The 15,162-nt window shown below is 73.4% G+C and carries 14 protein-coding genes; 8 read left to right on the plus strand and 6 right to left on the minus strand.

The window, feature by feature from the left end; genetic code table 11:
* Window positions 1-143: 143 nt before the first annotated feature.
* The 4 genes from ACFRCG_RS21505 to ACFRCG_RS21520 form a co-directional block, all read right to left on the minus strand.
* Window positions 144-1,403, minus strand: coding sequence for an ABC transporter substrate-binding protein (locus ACFRCG_RS21505; RefSeq protein WP_380033690.1), 1,260 nt, complete (start codon window positions 1,401-1,403; stop codon window positions 144-146).
* Window positions 1,400-2,782, minus strand: a complete 1,383-nt coding sequence (locus ACFRCG_RS21510; protein ID WP_380033692.1) for a hypothetical protein — start codon at window positions 2,780-2,782, stop codon at window positions 1,400-1,402. Before ACFRCG_RS21510 ends, ACFRCG_RS21505 begins: the two co-directional genes overlap by 4 nt.
* Window positions 2,783-2,938: 156 nt before the next feature.
* The gene (locus ACFRCG_RS21515; RefSeq protein WP_380033694.1) at window positions 2,939-3,694 is read right to left on the minus strand and encodes an SDR family NAD(P)-dependent oxidoreductase; all 756 of its coding nucleotides are present in this window, start codon (window positions 3,692-3,694) and stop codon (window positions 2,939-2,941) included.
* Window positions 3,691-4,434, minus strand: a complete 744-nt coding sequence (locus tag ACFRCG_RS21520) for an SDR family NAD(P)-dependent oxidoreductase (RefSeq protein WP_380033695.1) — start codon at window positions 4,432-4,434, stop codon at window positions 3,691-3,693. The genes ACFRCG_RS21515 and ACFRCG_RS21520 overlap by 4 nt, the downstream gene beginning before the upstream one ends.
* A 164-nt stretch (window positions 4,435-4,598) precedes the next feature.
* Here ACFRCG_RS21520 and ACFRCG_RS21525 point away from each other — a divergent pair, with 164 nt between their 5' ends.
* The 6 genes from ACFRCG_RS21525 (at window position 4,599) to ACFRCG_RS21550 (ending at window position 11,459) form a co-directional block, all read left to right on the plus strand.
* Complete coding sequence (locus tag ACFRCG_RS21525) at window positions 4,599-4,874, plus strand: FmdB family zinc ribbon protein (protein ID WP_380033697.1); 276 nt, start codon at window positions 4,599-4,601, stop codon at window positions 4,872-4,874.
* 45 nt (window positions 4,875-4,919) lie between these two features.
* The gene (gene fmdA, locus ACFRCG_RS21530) at window positions 4,920-6,182 is read left to right on the plus strand and encodes a formamidase (RefSeq protein WP_380033698.1); all 1,263 of its coding nucleotides are present in this window, start codon (window positions 4,920-4,922) and stop codon (window positions 6,180-6,182) included.
* 124 nt (window positions 6,183-6,306) lie between these two features.
* Window positions 6,307-8,073, plus strand: coding sequence for a hypothetical protein (locus tag ACFRCG_RS21535; RefSeq protein ID WP_380033700.1), 1,767 nt, complete (start codon window positions 6,307-6,309; stop codon window positions 8,071-8,073).
* A 55-nt stretch (window positions 8,074-8,128) separates the two neighbouring features.
* Window positions 8,129-9,883, plus strand: a complete 1,755-nt coding sequence (locus ACFRCG_RS21540) for a hypothetical protein (RefSeq protein ID WP_380033702.1) — start codon at window positions 8,129-8,131, stop codon at window positions 9,881-9,883.
* Between the two features lie 87 nt (window positions 9,884-9,970).
* On the plus strand, window positions 9,971-10,552 hold the full coding sequence (locus ACFRCG_RS21545) for a putative glycolipid-binding domain-containing protein (protein ID WP_380033703.1): 582 nt from the start codon (window positions 9,971-9,973) through the stop codon (window positions 10,550-10,552).
* 76 nt (window positions 10,553-10,628) lie between these two features.
* Window positions 10,629-11,459: a sirohydrochlorin chelatase gene (locus tag ACFRCG_RS21550; RefSeq protein ID WP_380033705.1), complete on the plus strand. Its 831-nt coding sequence runs from the start codon at window positions 10,629-10,631 to the stop codon at window positions 11,457-11,459.
* 111 nt (window positions 11,460-11,570) lie between these two features.
* On the opposite strand, the gene ACFRCG_RS21555 is transcribed toward ACFRCG_RS21550, so the two are convergent.
* Together ACFRCG_RS21555 and ACFRCG_RS21560 are read right to left on the minus strand one after the other, a co-directional pair.
* Window positions 11,571-12,434 carry an amidohydrolase family protein gene (locus ACFRCG_RS21555; RefSeq protein ID WP_380033707.1) on the minus strand — a complete coding sequence of 288 codons (864 nt, stop codon included), beginning with the start codon at window positions 12,432-12,434 and terminating at the stop codon, window positions 11,571-11,573.
* Complete coding sequence (locus ACFRCG_RS21560; protein ID WP_380033709.1) at window positions 12,431-13,291, minus strand: fumarylacetoacetate hydrolase family protein; 861 nt, start codon at window positions 13,289-13,291, stop codon at window positions 12,431-12,433. The genes ACFRCG_RS21555 and ACFRCG_RS21560 overlap by 4 nt, the downstream gene beginning before the upstream one ends.
* Window positions 13,292-13,516: 225 nt before the next feature.
* Between ACFRCG_RS21560 and ACFRCG_RS21565 the strand changes: the two genes are divergently transcribed.
* Together ACFRCG_RS21565 and ACFRCG_RS21570 are read left to right on the plus strand one after the other, a co-directional pair.
* Window positions 13,517-13,828, plus strand: a complete 312-nt coding sequence (locus ACFRCG_RS21565) for an L-rhamnose mutarotase (protein ID WP_380033711.1) — start codon at window positions 13,517-13,519, stop codon at window positions 13,826-13,828.
* 70 nt (window positions 13,829-13,898) lie between these two features.
* Window positions 13,899-15,146: a CapA family protein gene (locus ACFRCG_RS21570; RefSeq protein ID WP_380033713.1), complete on the plus strand. Its 1,248-nt coding sequence runs from the start codon at window positions 13,899-13,901 to the stop codon at window positions 15,144-15,146.
* Window positions 15,147-15,162 lie beyond the last annotated feature (16 nt).

Here is a 15,162-nt window from a genome sequence, read left to right on the forward strand (position 1 = left end):
CCTCGGATACGCATGAGTAGCCCATCGAGGGGCCAAGATTGCAGGTGTTCGCCAGGGAGCGTGGCGAACACTTCGAGACGAGGCGGGCCCGGCCGGGGCGGGCCCGCCGCGTCCCTCCCGGAGCCGAACGATCTCCGACCCGATCAGTACGCGGTGGCCCGCACCCGTTCGAGGTCGTCGAGGACGCGGTCCAGGGCCGACGGATCCGATACGTAGGCCGACACCGCCCGTTGGAACGCGCTGCGCATCGTGGTGGGCATCAGGTCCGACCCGTCGAAGCGGATCGACCGCGCCCCGGCCAACTCGGTGCCGAGCCGCCTGGTCACATCGTCCCGATAGGCGTCCGGCGGCACGTTGCGGTCCGGGGACAGCGCGGTGCCCGACTTGACCCACAACGCCTGTGCCCGGGTGCCCGTCAGGTAGTTGAGCAGGTCTCGGGCCGCCGGGGTCGGGTGGAACATCGCCGCGACGTCGCCCGCGACCTCGCGTGCGGGCGGTGTGTCGAACCGGGGGAAGGCGAACGTGTCGTAGCCGGGGGCCGCGCCGGGCGGGGTGCGCGCCGCGTAGGTGCCGGCCACGAACGAGCCCTGGTGGTCGAACACACAACCGCCGCGGGCGTCGAGCACCTGCTCCGACTTGTCGAAGCCGCTCAGCAGGACGTTGATCGGCCCGCCCTGGACGCTGTCCTGGTTGGTCACCAGTTCTCCCCAGCTCTGCCAGGCCGCCCTGATCTCCGGTGCCTCCCAGGACAGTTGCCCGCGCACCCAGGTGTCGTAGATGTCCGGCCCGGAGCGGGCCAGCACCAGATCCTCGACCCAGTCGGTGCCGGGCCAGCCGGACGTGCTGCTGGAGGCCAGCCCCATGCACCACGGAGTCGTGCCCGCGGCCCGCAACTTGGCTGTGGTGGACTTCAGTTGCTCCCATGTGGTGGGCACCGGTTCGTGGATCGAGTCGAGTTTGGCCCGGTTGTACCAGATCGTGCTCTTGAGCGCGGCCTTGAGTACCACCGCCATCTGACGGCCGTTCACCTGCCCCGGCGCCAGCCACTCGGGCGCGTATTGCGGGCGCACCCCGTCCAGTGGCGCGAGTTTGTTCGTCTTGACGTAGTGCAGCAGGTCGCCCGGCGAGCTGAGCACCGCGATCTCCGGCGGATCGCCCTCCTCCACCCGAGCGGCCACCACCGCCGCCACGTCCCGGGTTCCCTTGTAGCGCACGTCGATCCCGGTCTCCCGCTCGAACGGCGCCACCACGTCCTCGAACGCCCGCTGCTCGGCGTCCTCCCACGTGCCCAGCACGTTCACCACCCGCGTCGGCGACGCGGTGGTGCACGCCACCGGAGTCAGCGCCGCCCCGATCAGGAGCGCTACGCCCAGGGCCGCCCGCGGCCCGCCGCCAGTGATCACCGAAGCCTCCCGTATTCGAATCGGCGCACCAGCACCCCCGCCAGGGCGAGGACCAGCACGGCCGCGCACACCACCGGGCCACCCACCGTCAGCCCGCCGTCGTCGGCCGCCTCGGCCAGCGCCGCGTCGGCCTCCCGGCGGCCGGCGATCAGCGCGTCGGTCAACGCCGCCTCGGCGTCGTCCGCCGCGCCCGACATGAGCCCCTGGGACCGGCCGGTCACCGTGGCCGCCCCGGCGCCGCCGTCCCGGGTGCCCCCGCGCGGCGCCTCCGCCCGGGCCCGCTCACCCGCCTGGCGCAGCGCGCCGAGCGCGGTCAGCGCCCGCGCGCCCGCCGTCCGCAGCGGCACCGACCGGTCCTGGGCCAGCGCGGTGGCGATCAGGCCGCCGAACCTGGGGTCGGCGCCGGAGCGCACCGCGTCGATGTCGTCCACCGACGGCAGCGGTTCGGCCAGGTCCCGCAGGGTGAGTCCGGCCTTGACGTCGCTCGTGCGCGGCACCCCGCCCGAGGCGAGGTCCAGGGCGGTGCTGCCGACCACCTCGTGGACCGCGGTACGCGCCTGCCACAGCGCGGACTGGCCGGTGAGCCCGCGCCCGGCCGCCTCGTCCAGCCGGTCGTGGGTGGTCTGCGCGTGCAGCACGGTCCAGGCGATCAGCGCGGCCAGCGCGGCGGCGCCGAGCAGCAGCGGCGGACTGGTGCGGCGGCGGAAGCGGCGGCGCAGGTACCTGTGCGCGAACAGCAGGAGCAGCAGGGCCAGGAACGCGGTCGCCCCGAACGGGACCGCCACGTACGTACCGACCCACCAGGTCGAGCGGGCCGCCCGGATGTCCTCCAGGTCGGCCCGACGCTGGTCGTAGAGCCCGGTGACGATCGACCGCCGCAGATCGGACGCGTAGAACACGTTGGCCAGGGACAGCGGCCCGTCGCCGCCGGTCTGGGCCAGGCCGACCATGATCGTGTACTCGACCATCAGCGCGTTGACCCCGGTCAGCCGCGCGCGGGCGCCCGGATCGTCGTGGTGCAGGTCGGCGGCCACGGTGAGGTACTGGTTCGCCCGCTTGACCGCGTCCTGGTAGTCCTGCCCCGGACCGGTCAACGAGAACGCGCCCGACACCAGGCTCGTCGCCGTCGCCCGGTCGGCCTCGGTCAGCGCGGCGGCGGCCTGGTCGAGGGCCAGCGCCGCCGGGATGCGCCGGTCGCGCAACTCCGCCGTGGTCGCCCGGGAGCGGTCCGCTATCAGCACGGACAGTGTGCAGACCGGGATCAGCGCGAGCACCAACAGCACTGCCAGCGCGACCAATCGGCTCGGCGTGGAGGCGGGCGACCGGGGCCGGACCCGCGACGGACGGTGTGCGATCGAGCCTGCTGTGGTGCTGGACATGGAACGGGCGCCCCCTCGTTCCGCTCGGCAACCCGGTCAGGTTAGACGCGTGATCGGCCGGTTACCACACGGTGTTCGCCCTTGCCGGAAAAGGGCGCCGTGTGCTAAGTACGGGCTTCTTGAGGGGATTTGGCCGGGATCACCGCCCGGTCCGGCTCACAGGAACGTGTCCCGACCCCCGTTGACGATCAGGGTCTGGCCGGTGACGTAGCGGGAGGCGGGCCCGCACAGGAACACCGCGGGCGCCCCGATGTCGGTCTCCGGATCGCCGACCCGGCGCATCGGCACCTTGTCCGCGATCCGCCCCTCCATGGTCGGATCCGCCTCGAACGCGGCCGCAAGCGCGGGTGTCACGGCCAGTGGCGCCAGCCCGTTGACCCGGACACCGGCGGGACCCCACTCGCGGGCCAGCGCCTTGACGAAGCCCCGCTGGGCGCCCTTGACCCCCGCGTAGAAGGACAGGTTCGCGCTGCCGCGCATCCCGGCCGGGGAGGTCAGCAGCAACAACGCGCCCTCGGTGGCCCGCAGATGCGGGTACGCGGCGCGGGCGACGGTGAACGAGCCGGTGAGCGAGACGTCGGCGTGCTCGCGCCACAGCGCCGGGTCCGCGTGCTCCAGGTCCACCGGTTCGCCGGAGCGCCGCGACGTGGCGTTGTGCACCACCGCGTCCAGCCGGCCGAAGCGGGCCGCGGTCGCCTCGATCGCGGCCTCGACCGACTCCGCCGAGGTGACGTCGCACGTGGTCGCCCACGCGGTGCCGCCGCGCGCGGCGATCTCGTCCACCACCTCGGCAGCGGCCGCGAGTCGGCGCGCGGTCACCACGACGGTGGAGCCGGTCGCCGCCAGGGCCAGGGCGATGCCCCTGCCGAGGCCCGCCGCCGCACCCGTCACCAGGGCCACGTGTTCGGTCACGGCGTCATCAGCGCTCCTCCGTCGACGATCAGGGTGGTGCCGGTCAGCCGGGCCGCCGCCGGGTCGAGCAGCAGCGCCACGGCGTCGGCGACGTCGGCCGGCGTGGTCGGGCCGGGCAGTACCGCCTCGCCCCGGTCCACGTCGGTGCCGCGCAGGTGCTCGGCGCCGTAGGCGAACACGTCGGGGGTGACGAGGCCCACGGTGATCCCGTCGGCCGCCCAGCGGCGCGCGGCCGACTTGGCCAACGCGCGCAGCGTCTCGGCGGCGGTGGCGAGCGGGACCAGGTCGGCGGCGCCCTCCAGGGCGACCGCGGGCACCACCAGAACGAGGCGGCCCCCGCGCGGGGCGAGCAGGTCGCGGGCGGCCTGAAGCACCGTCAGGCCGTGCCGGACCGGGTCCTCGGCCAGCCGCCGCCACTGCTCGTCGGTCAGCGCGGCGAGCGGGCGCGGGGTGAACGCGTCGTCGGGCAGCAGGGTGTACACGAGCGCGTCGACCGCGTCGTGGCCGACCTGCCGCAGCAGGTCGGGGAGGGCGTCGCGGAAGGTGTCCGGGGTGTCCAGGCGGACCCCGGCGGTGACCACGCGCGCACCCGTGGCGGCGGCGGTCTCGGCGAGCCGACCCGACGCCCGCGCCGCCTCCCGGTCGCACAGGATCAGGTCGCGGCCGTCCGCGACGAGTCGGTGCGCAATGGCCTCGCCGAGGCCGGTCGCACCCACGACGAGGGCGACTTGTTCCGCCACGGGACCTCCGAAGATGGGGACCGACTGGTGATCGACAGCGCGATGGAACCACGGAGCAGGTGAATTGACCATGCGTCAGGTGCGATCCGCGTGTCGTCCGTTTCCTTTTGCCCGGCGCTGTGTTGTGCTTCCGGCAGGCCCGGTGACCAGGTGAGGAGGCGATCGTGGCGACCTACGTGTACCGATGCGCGGACTGCGGTGACTTCGAGCTGACCCGACCGCTGGGCGAGGCCCGCCCGAGCGAACGATGCCCCGCCTGCGCGGAGCCCGGTCGGCGCGTGTGGACCGCGCCGCGACTGGCCGGCAACGGCGTCCGGATGCGCGCGGCCGCCGCCGAGGAGCGCTCGGCCCACGCCCCCGCCGTGACCTCGGGCCCACCACCGAGACCAGGTGTACGCGCGCCCGGCGACCCCCGGCACGCCCGACTGCCCCGGCCCTGACGCTTCGTCAACGGCCGCCGTCACCAAGAGGCTTCGAGGAGTCACATGCCCGAGATCGTGTTCGGTGTCGACCAGTCCCGCCCCTTCCGGGAGCAGAAGACGCCGGGCCACAACCGATGGCACCCGGACGTGCCGCCGGTGACCGTGGTCAAGCCCGGCGCCGAGTTCCGGATCGAGTGTCGCGAGTGGTTCGACGGCACGATCGGCAACAACGACAGCGCCGACGACGTGCGCGACGCGGACCTGACCATGGTGCACCAGCTCAGCGGCCCGATCGGGGTCGAGGGCGCACGGCCGGGCGACCTGCTGGTCGTGGACATCCTCGACGTCGGCGCCTGCCCGCAGGACGACACCTTCGCGGTGACCGGCCCCGTGGCCGGCCAGGGCTGGGGCTACACCGGCCTGTTCGCGAAGGAGAACGGCGGCGGCTTCCTCACCGACCACTTCCCCGGCGCGTACAAGGCGGTCTGGGACTTCCACGGGCAACGCGCCACCTCCCGGCACGTCCCCGGGGTCGAACTGACCGGCATGATCCACCCCGGCCTGATGGGCACCGCCCCCTCGGCCCGACTGCTCGCCGAGTGGAACGCCCGCGAGGGCGCGCTGCGCGCGACCGACCCCAACCGGGTGCCGCCGCTCGCGCTGCCGCCCGAGCCGATCGCCGCCGTGCTCGGCTCGATGGACGCCGCACGCGCCGCCGAGGCCGCCCGGGAGGCCGCGCGCACCGCGCCCCCGCGCGAGAACGGCGGAAATCAGGACATCAAGAACCTGACCGCGGGATCCCGGATCTTCTACCCCGTCTTCGTCGACGGCGCCAAACTCTCCGTGGGCGACCTGCACTTCTGCCAGGGCGACGGCGAGATCACCTTCTGCGGCGCGATCGAGATGGGCGGCTTCATCGACCTGCGCGTGGACGTGATCAAGGGCGGCATGGAGACCTACGGGGTGAGCACCAACCCGATCTTCATGCCCGGGCGGTCGGCGCCGCAGTACAGCGAATACCTGACCTTCACCGGGTTCTCGGTCACCGAGGACGGCGAACAGCGCTACCTGGACTCGACGTTGGCGTACCGACGGGCCTGCCTGAACGCCATCACCTATCTGACCAAGTTCGGCTACACCCCCGAGCAGGCGTATCTGATCCTTGGCGCGGCGCCGATCGAGGGCCGGTTCTCCGGCGTGGTGGACATCCCGAACGCCTGCGCGACGCTGTATCTGCCGACGGAGATCTTCGACGTCGACATCCGCCCGTCGGCGGCCGGACCGGTGCGCGTGGACCGTGGGCAGTGCGCCACGACGAGCGACTGAACCCGGGGCCGACGAGCCGAGAAGAGGGCACTCCGCGCGCTTCGGCGCCGGGGTGCACCTCGGCCGAGTGGTTGTCGGCCGGACCCCGTAGCTTCCTGGTGAGGACGCCACGGAGGGTGCACGAGTGTCGAAGACCGCCATCATCGCGCTGCTGGCCGAATTGAACGATGTCGACGGCTCGATCTTCGCACGGATGCGGGAGGAGATGCCGGCGGCACTCCGCGAGACCGAGACGCTGCCGCCGGCCCTGGTACGCGACGCGCTGCGCCGGGCGGACGAGGCCGCGCTGTTCGCGATCGCCGGCAACCTGGGGCTGCCGCGCGGCGCGCTCGCCGAGTTGTACACCGGACCGGCCCTGACGGCGCTGCGCGCGCTGCGGGCACTGGCCCCGAAGAATCCCCGCGCCTACACCGAAATCACGCGCGAATTCGGCGAGTTGATCGAGCGACACCTCGGCGACTCGACCGCCGCCTGGGGCCGACTGCTGGCCGCGTTGCCGACCTGTACGACCTCCCTGGGTGCGGCGATCGAGGCGGCGGGGGCCGGCGAGGAGGCGGCCGACCTGCGCGTTCCGGCGGATCTGCGCGCCGAATTCCGCCAGTTGTCGCTGCTCGCGCCCGCGGAGGTGTTGGCCGAACTTTTGCCCGCGCTGCGCCCGCACACCGTGCGCGACCTGCTGCGGTTCGGCGCCGAGGTGCCCCCGACCGTCCTGACCGATCTGATCGCCCGGGCGACGCCGGCCCAGCGGCTCGCGCTGGCCCGGGCCCGGCGGGCCCGCCCCGAGGTGGCCGGCGCGCTGATCGAGCTGGGCGATTCGGCGCTGAACGCGGCGGTCTACCTCAACCCGCGCACCGGCCCGGCGATCCGGGCCCGGATCATGGCCTCGGCGACCCCGCTGCACCCGACCGTGGCGGAACGGGTGTGCCGCGACTGGGCGATCACGATCCGGCTGCCCGCGCTGTGGTCCGGCGACCCGCTCCTGGTCCGCTCGGCGCTGCTGCGGCGCGGCGCGCTGGGACTGCCCCTGTCCGAGTGCCTGGCGATCTGGCAGGAACGCGGCGTGGAGGGGCTGCGCCCGTACACCCACCACGTGGCGCCGATGCCGACCGGGCGGCAGGCGCAGCCGTTCCGGGCTCCGCGCTACCGCCTGGTGCTGCTGATCACCCTGCTGCGGCTGGGCGAACGATCCGGACCACGCGCCGCCCTGGACCTGGTGGCCGACCTGGGTCTGCCGGAACCCCTGGCCGCCCGCTGCCGCGAACTGCTCGCCGAACCGGACGCGCTCGACCGGCTGCGGGCCGAGGTCGCCGCCGCGGGCGGCACCCGCCGACTCGCCCGGCGGCTGCGCGGCCACCTCCCGGCGGTCGGCTGGCCGATGATCGAGACACCCGTCGTGGACTGGGCCGAGATCCGCCGGGCGCACCGGCGCAACCCGTTCGGCGACCGGGCGCTGGCGCTGCTGCTCGACCAGGACGGGTGCCCGACCGAACTGCGCCGCGCCGCCGAGGCCGTGCCGCGTTCCCCGTACCGCCCGCGCCCCGGTCGTTGGCCGACGCCGGTGACCTGGACCGATCCGCGCGGCGTACACCGGCGCACCCCCGAGGAGCAGACCACCGCGACCGCGTTGGCGACCGGGCGGGTGCCGCTCGCCGAGGTGCTGACCCGGCCGCGCGCGGCGACCGCCGCCGAACTCCTCGGCCGCTGCGAGGCGATCGCCCCCGACGCGCCCGCCGCTCGCGAACTCCGGGAGCGTTTTCGGGCCCTGATAGCGGGTCGGGTCGCGCCGGCGGACCGCGTGCCGTTCGCCGTGGTCGCGCTGCGGCTGCTGCCGGACTTCGAGGGCAGCCTGGCCGAACTGGTCACCACCGCGGCCGGCGCCGCCCGTACCTGACCGTGCCCGGCACCGGCCGTCGCCGGACGGGCCACGACCCGAGAGGGCCTTCGAAATGGAATACCCCGCCGCGTTCGCGCTGCTGGCCGCGCTGGACAACGCCGAGGGCGAGGTGTTCGCCCGGGTGCGCGGCACCTACGCCCCGCACCTGAACAAGACGCGCGGCCTTCCGGTCGCGCTGGTCCGCTCGGTGATCCGGCACGGCTCCGGCACGGACCTGATCAAGGCCGCGGCGCGCAACCCGCACGAGCGGATCACCGCCGAGGTGTTCGCCGACGCGCGACCGGCCGTCGCGGTGTTGCGCTTCCTGCGCCACTGCGGCACCCACGACGGACTGTCCTATCTGCGCCCGATGGTCGAGGTCACCGCGCTCTTGGACCGGCACCTGGGCGCCGACCCGCGCGCCTGGTCGCGGCTGCTCGCGCTGCTGCCGAACGGGCGGGGCACGGTCGCCGAAACCATCGAGGAGGCGGGCGCGGGGTCGGGCGGTCACGAGGCGATTCCCGCGCCGCCGGCCGCGATCGCCGTCGAGTGGCGGCAACTGCTGCTGAGCGCCCGCCCCGAGCACCTGGCCGCGCTGGTCCCGCACCTGCGTCCGCGTACCCTGCTCGACCTGGCGCACTTCGGCGCCGCGTTGCCCGTCGAGGTGGTCGCCGAGACGGTGCGCCGCGCGACCGCCCGACAGCGCCGGACGCTGGCCGCCGCCGAACATCCGTGCGCCGAGGTGTTCGACGCGCTGATCGAGCTGGGCGACCCCGGGTTGAACGCGGTCGTCTACGCCAACCCCCGGGTGGGCGACCGCGAGCGCAACCTGATCATGGCCGCCGCGGGCACGGTCCCGCTGGATCCGACCACGGTGGCGCGGGTGACCCAGTCGGACAACGTGCGCTACCGGCGCCCCGCGGTGTGGTCCGGCGACCCGGCCCTGGTGCGCGCCGCGCTGTTGCGGGTGCGGTACTCGAGCGTGGTGGTGGCCAAGGCGGTCGAGGCGTGGGAGCGCGGCGGGATCGAGGCGCTGCGCCCGCTGTTCTACAACCGCTGGGAGAACAAGCAGCACGAGCCGTTCGTGCCGCCGGTGCAGCGCGGTGTGCTGCTCGGCGCGCTGCTGGGCCTGTGGGACCGGCACGGACCGGCGGAGGCGGAGCGGCTGATCGACGACCTGCCGCTGCGGCCGGGTGTGGCCGCGAAGTTGCGGGCGATGTGCGCGGACGGGGACGCGGGCCGGGCGCGGATGCGGGAGGAGTGTCGACAGGCGTTCGACAAGCGCACCCGGCACGTGGTGCTCCGGGAGCCGATGGGCTATCGGGCCGGTGCCCCGGGCTATCCGTCGACGGGGTGGCCCCTGCTCCTGGCGGCGCACGCGGAGGAGCCGTTGGCCGGCGCGACGGCGCGCACGCTGAGCGCGTTCCCCGGCTGCCCGGCGGAGATACTCGCCGCCGCCGAGGACGGCACCGTCCTGCGGGCGATCTGGCCGGTTCGCGACCGGTGGTGTGCCAAGACCGGGCACGACCACGTGTACACGCACGAGGCGCGTCGACTGCGCGCCGAGTTGGCGAAGATTCCGGGACTGGCCGAGCAGGTGTTCTCCGGCCTGGTGCCCGCCGGGAAGGCACTGGACGTCTACGACCGGATCCAGCGGTACGGCGCCGACGCGTCGCTGGTCGACGACCATCGGGAGCGCATGCCCGCGTATCTCCGCGAATACCTGGGCGAGGGCATCGAAGCCCGGGTGGTCGCGGCCCGACTGGCTCCCTCGTTCGCCGGAACGCTGCCCGAGCTGTTGGCGACGGCCGCCGCCGCGGCGGGCTGAACGGGAGGGGGCCGGCGGTGTGCGAATCGTGTGCGGGTCCGGGAAAAGCGTTGGTGCGGGCGACAGATTCGGGGTACCGATGCACACGTGACGGATGAGCGCGTACTGACGTGGCAGGTGACCGAGAGCGGCGGGCGGGAGACCTCGTGGGTCGAGTTGGGCGCGTCCCGGCTGAGCGCGCGGGGCGAGGCCCTGGGCACGTCGCCCCGGTCCTATCGGCTCACCTACCAGTTGGAGACGGCGGAGGAGTTCGTGACCACCCGGTTGCGCGTGGTCGCGCAGGGTGCGGGCGAGACCAGGCGGCTGGACCTGCGGCGCACGGCCGAGGGCTGGACGGTGGACGGCGCCCCGCGCCCGGACCTGGCCGACGCGCTGGACTGCGACCTGGGCCTGTCCCCGCTGACCAACACCATGCCGATCCGGCGCCACGGGTTGCACGAGGGGCCGGGCAGGCACCGGTTCCTGATGGCCTTCGTGGCCGTGCCGGAGTTGGTGGTGCACCCGTCCGCGCAGACGTACACACACCTGGAGACGACCTCCGACGGAGCTCGGGTGCGGTACGAATCGGGCGACTTCGCCAGTGATCTGTCCGTGGACCGCGACGGATTGGTCGTGGACTATCCGCAATTGGGCACCCGAATCCGGGCCGAGCGTACGCAGTACCGGTGATCATGGCCGTAACAGTCCTGTTGCTCTTGGCGTCCGGCTGTGAAGGCTTTGGCCGGATTCCATAAAATCCGGTCCCATGAGCTCCTCCTCGGACGCAGCGTCCCCGCTGCCCGCCCGCACCCCAGGTCTGCCCACCCGGGTGCCGCAACCCCGTCAGGGCGGACGGCACCGTCGGCCCGACTCCCATGAACTCCCGGAGGCCGCCAAACCGTTGATTCTCGCCGTGCCCGGACCCGCGAACGGCGAACTGCTCGCCCTCGTGGGCGAGGTCGTGCTGTTGGCCGGCGCCGATCTGCCCGGTCTCGACCTTCGACCGGTGGTGATAGAGGAGGACGGCACCGATCTGGCCGCCGTCCTCCACGGTGCGCCGGCGGCGGTCGTCGTCCCGCTCCTGCTCGGCCCGAACGCCGCGGCCACGGCCCGTACCGAGGCGGCGCTCGCCGCCTCGGAGGGGGAATTCCAACACTGCGGCGTGCTCGGCCCGCACCCGCTGCTGGCCGAGGTGCTGCACGAGCGGCTGTCCGAGGCCGGCCTGGCCCGGGCCGACCGGGCCCGACTGTTCAGTGTGGCCACCGCCGCCGAGGGCATCGTGCTGGTCACCGACGGGGGGCCCGAGGCGGTGGCCGCCGCCGAGGTGACCGGTGTGCTCCTCGCGGCCCGACTGGCACTGCCGGTGATGACCGCCGACCTGGGCGATCCCAAGACGGTGGTGGCCGCGGCCGAGCGGCTGCGCGAGATGGGCGCGGCGTCGATAGCGCTCGCGCCGCACGTGCTCGGACCGGACGTCGAGGCGGGCCGGATCGACGAGGTCGCCGAACAGGCTGGCTGTACCGCGGCCGGGCCGATCGGCGCGCACACCGCGGTGGCCAGGCTGATCCTGCACAAGTACCTGGAGGCCTGCGGCTAGTCGCGGGCGACCCTCGTGTCGCACCCGACGGCGCATGGCTCCCCCCGTGCCATGCGCCGTCGAAAGCGACGGGCCCGACGTGCCTTCGACGGCAACCGGCCCGACGTGCCGTCAGAGGCCGTACACCCGGCGGGCGGTCGCGCCGAACACCAGGTCCCGCTCGGCGTCGGACAGCTCGGCGCACGCCTGGTCGGCGATCGAGACCACCGTGTCGTAGGACGCGGCCAGGGTGCATACCGGCCAGTCCGAGCCGAACATGGTGCGTTCCGGGCCGAAGCAGGCCAGTGCGTGCCGGGCATAGGGGAGGATCTGCGCCGCCGTCCAATCCCGCCAGTGCGCCTCGGTGACCAGGCCGGACAGCTTGACCGCGACGTTCGGCAGCGCGGCCAGGCGCTCGACGGTGTCCGCCCACGGTTGCCACGCGCCCGCGCCGATCGCGGGTTTGCCCAGGTGGTCCAGCACGAAGGACACCCCCGGATGCCGCTCCGCGACCCGCACCGCGGCGGGCAACTGCGGTTCCCGCACCAGCAGATCGTAGGTCAGCCCGGCGGCGGCCAGCGCTTCGAGGGAGCGGGTCACGTCGGGGCGGGCCAACCACTGCGGATCCGCCTCGTCCTGAACGAAGTGCCGTACGCCGACCAGGAGTTCACCACCGGGCGCGGCCCGCAGCGCGGCCGCCCGCTCGGCCGGGTCGGGGGCGGTCAGGTCGATCCAGCCGACCACGGCGACCACCGGCGTGCTCGGATCGGCGGCGATCGCGAGCAGGTCCAGGGTCTCCTCGGTGTCGGTGCGCGCCTGGACCGCGACCGTGCCGACCGGGCCGACCGGGCCCGCTGCCCGGGCCAGTTCGTCCGGTCCGAACCGGCCGCGCAGCGGGTCGGCCCACGGGCCGTCCATCCACCCGTACGCGTCGGGGTGGGCGTCGGTGTCCCACAGGTGGTGGTGCGCGTCGATCCGCCGCGCGGCCTCGCTCACGCCTGTCCGATCCGCTGCCGCTGCCGGCCGAGCGAGCCGCCCGGTCCGGTGATCTCCAGTTCGACCACGCTGCCGGCGCGCAGGTAGGGCGTGCCCGGCAGGCCGAGGGCGACGCCGGCCGGAGTACCGGTGTTGATCACGTCGCCGGGCTCCAGGACCATGAACCGGCTGAGGTAGCGGACCAGGTGATGCACGCCGAAGATCATCTTCGCCGTCGAACCGTCCTGCCGCGGCACCCCGTCGACCCACAGCCGCAGATCCAGTGCCTGCGGGTCGGCCACCTCGTCGGCGGTGACGAACCAGGGGCCGAGCGGGTTGAACGTCTCGCAGGACTTGCCCTTGTCCCACTGCCCGCCGCGCTCCAGCTGGAACTCGCGCTCGGAGACGTCGTTGCTGATCGTGTAGCCCGCGATGCAGGCCGCGGCCTCGGCGTCGGACTCCAGGTAGCGGGCCCGGGCGCCGATCACCACCGCGAGCTCCACCTCCCAGTCGGTCTTGTGGCTGTCCCGGGGGATCAGGACCTCGTCGTCGGGCCCGATCACCGTGCCGGGGTCCTTCATGAACACGATCGGCTCGGTCGGCACCTCGGCGCCGGTCTCCTCCGCGTGGTCGAGATAGTTCAGCCCGATGCACACCACCTTCCCGGGGCGGGCCAGGGCCGCGCCGATCCGACCCGGTTCGGTGATCGGGGGCAGTTCGCCGGCCGCGAGCGCCGCGCGGGCCCGGGCGATACCGTCACCGGCGAGAAACGTGCCGTCGAGGTCGGCGGTGATCGACGACAGATCGTGCACCGCGCCGTCCGGGCCGAGCACGGCGGGGCGTTCGAGGCCGGGGGCACCGACCCGCAGGAATTTCACGGAAGGTCACTCCAGAGGTACGGAAAGGTCTGCATGCGACTCAGTCATCGGACCAATGGGATTCGATTTTCCGGAACCCTGGCCTTGATACTGCCGATATGCAAGATTGACTCGACCACTGAAACTTAATGATCGGATCAATGTCAAGGTTGGGTCGCGTCGGAGGGAAACCGTCCGCACCACGACCCGCCGAAGGCGTCGATCCGGGACTCGAAGGGCGCCGACATGCGTGTGGCACTGCACACCCGGCTGCGGGCGGGACACGAGGACGAGTACGAGCAGGCCCACCGCGAGGTGCCGGCGGAGTTGACCGCGGCGATCCGGGCGGCGGGAGTGCGCGAGTGGAGCATCTGGCGCAGCGGGTCGGAGCTGTTCCATCTGATCGACTGCGAGGACTACTCCCGGCTGCTCACCGAACTGGCCGAACTCCCGGTCAACATCGCCTGGCAGGCCCGGATGGCGGAGCTGACCGAAGTCGGCCACGACTACTCGGCGGCGGGCGCACGGGCGAGCCTGCCCGAGGTGTGGCGGCTCTGAGCGCCCCCGGCGCGTTCGGCCGAACGGTCGCCCTTCGGCTGCGGTCGCGCCCGGAGGGGAACACGGGGCCATGGACACGTCACGTACGAGGGACACGGCGCGCACGAGACGCCGGGCCGGGGTCGCGCTGGTGGTGATCGGCCTGCTCACCGGGCTGATCACGGTGATCTGGGACGCGGACCGCACCGAGGGCGGCGCGCGGCGGGATTCGATCACGGCGCCGAGCTCGACCGCGGGCGGGTCGTCCGGATCCGGGGCGCCGGGGAGTGGGCCGGGCGGGAAGGCACCGATGAGCTTCACCCTGACCACCACGGGCGACGTACTCGCCTACCCGACGATCATCGCCCAGTCGCAGCAGGACGCGGGCGGTTCGGGGCACGACTTCCATCGCATCTTCGCCGACGTCCGGCCGCTCGTGCAGGGGTCCGACCTCGCGTTGTGCCACATGGAGACCCCGTACGGGCCGCCCGAGGGGCCGTTCACCGGGTATCCGATCTTCGCCGCGCCGCCGCAGATCGCCGCGACGCTGGCGGACACCGGCTACGACGGCTGCTCGACCGCGTCCAACCACACGCTGGACGGCGGCTTCGCCGGGGTTCGGCGCACCCTGGACACCCTGGACGCGGCGGGCGTGCGGCACGCCGGGAGCGCGCGCACCGAGGAGGAGGCCGCGCCGACCATCCTGGAGGTCAAGGGGGTCAAGGTCGCCCACCTGTCCTGGACCTACGACACCAACGGGATCCCGCTGCCCGACGGCAAACCGTGGTCGGTCAACGTGATCGACAAGCAGCGGATCATCGCCCAGGCCCGGGCCGCCCGCGCGGCCGGCGCCGAGGTGGTCCTGCTCAGCCTGCACTGGGGCACCGAGTGGCAGCGCGAGCCGGACGAGCAACAGCGCACGCTGTCGCGGGAGTTGACCGCCTCGACGGACAACGGGGTCAAGGACGTCGACCTGATCGTCGGCACCCACAACCACGTGCCGCAGGCGTTCGAGAAGGTCAACGACACCTGGGTGGTCTACGGCATGGGCGACGAGCTGGCCAACTTCCCGGACAAGCCGCGCGGCAACTACAGCTCGGCCGGGATGTTCACCTTCGCGCGCGACACGGCGGGGCGGTGGAGCGTGACCCGGGCGCGGTTCCGGCCGCTGTACTCCCACCCCGGCCCGCCGTTTCGGATCCTGGACGTGAACCGGGCACTCGCCGACCCGAGTACACCGGACGCCACCCGGGCGCTGTTGCAGACGGCGCGGTCGACGGTGGTCGACGCGGTGCTGTCCGAGGGCGCGGCGGGGGCGGGGCTGGCGGAGGACCGGTAAGGGCAGGTGCGGGTCG

The organism is Embleya sp. NPDC056575 (assembly GCF_042793325.1).
Taxonomy (GTDB): domain Bacteria; phylum Actinomycetota; class Actinomycetes; order Streptomycetales; family Streptomycetaceae; genus Embleya.

Coding starts and splice junctions, on each gene's coding strand:
- ACFRCG_RS21510 (WP_380033692.1), bottom strand. CDS start 2,782: ATGTCCAGCACCACAGCAGGCTCGATCGCACACCGTCCGTCGCGGGTC.
- fmdA (WP_380033698.1), top strand. CDS start 4,920: ATGCCCGAGATCGTGTTCGGTGTCGACCAGTCCCGCCCCTTCCGGGAG.
- ACFRCG_RS21540 (WP_380033702.1), top strand. CDS start 8,129: ATGGAATACCCCGCCGCGTTCGCGCTGCTGGCCGCGCTGGACAACGCC.
- ACFRCG_RS21550 (WP_380033705.1), top strand. CDS start 10,629: ATGAGCTCCTCCTCGGACGCAGCGTCCCCGCTGCCCGCCCGCACCCCA.
- ACFRCG_RS21565 (WP_380033711.1), top strand. CDS start 13,517: ATGCGTGTGGCACTGCACACCCGGCTGCGGGCGGGACACGAGGACGAG.
- ACFRCG_RS21570 (WP_380033713.1), top strand. CDS start 13,899: ATGGACACGTCACGTACGAGGGACACGGCGCGCACGAGACGCCGGGCC.